This window comes from Metabacillus rhizolycopersici, assembly GCF_020075705.1.
Genome location: NZ_JAIQUM010000260.1, coordinates 1 through 621, shown reverse-complemented (window position 1 = coordinate 621; position 621 = coordinate 1). Strand labels below are relative to the sequence as shown.

1 tRNA gene and 2 rRNA genes are annotated in these 621 nt (G+C 43.5%); all 3 read left to right on the top strand.

From position 1 onward, the window contains the following. Window positions 1-92 (top strand): 23S ribosomal RNA (locus tag K9V48_RS28470); the annotation flags it as partial. A 256-nt stretch (window positions 93-348) separates the two neighbouring features. Further along, window positions 349-464, top strand: a 5S ribosomal RNA gene (gene rrf, locus K9V48_RS28465). A gap of 32 nt (window positions 465-496) precedes the next feature. Then, window positions 497-572 (top strand) — tRNA-Val (locus K9V48_RS28460). Window positions 573-621: the final 49 nt, after the last annotated feature.

The following is a 621-nucleotide window of genomic DNA, read 5'->3' as shown; positions in this document are numbered from 1 at the left end:
ATCCCTGAAAGATGATCAGGTTGATAGGTCAGAGGTGGAAGCGCGGTGACGTGTGGAGCTGACTGATACTAATCGATCGAGGACTTAACCAAAACGAAAAGCGAAAGAAGCCCGTTTAAATACGGAGAAAATTGGAGCAATCGAGAAGAAGTCGTACTTTGACTTCGCACGAGATTGTGAAATTTCCGGAGTATTTGGCTTCTGCAGCTGGACAGAGGAAAAAGCGTTAAACTCAGTTGAGTGAATTGAATTGTAAATCGTTATCTAGTTTTGAAGGAATATAAAAGTTTTTTAAAAAAACTCTTGAAATATTCTTTAATTATAGTATAATGGTTTTTGTCGTAATTGTCTGGTGATGATGGCGAAGAGGTCACACCCGTTCCCATGCCGAACACGGAAGTTAAGCTCTTCAGCGCCGATGGTAGTTGGGGGTTTCCCCCTGTGAGAGTAGGACATTGCCAGGCTGTTTCGAAAAAAATTTAAGTGAACTTACATCGGAGGATTAGCTCAGCTGGGAGAGCATCTGCCTTACAAGCAGAGGGTCGGCGGTTCGATCCCGTCATCCTCCACCATTTATATGCCGGTGTAGCTCAATTGGTAGAGCAACTGACTTGTAATCAG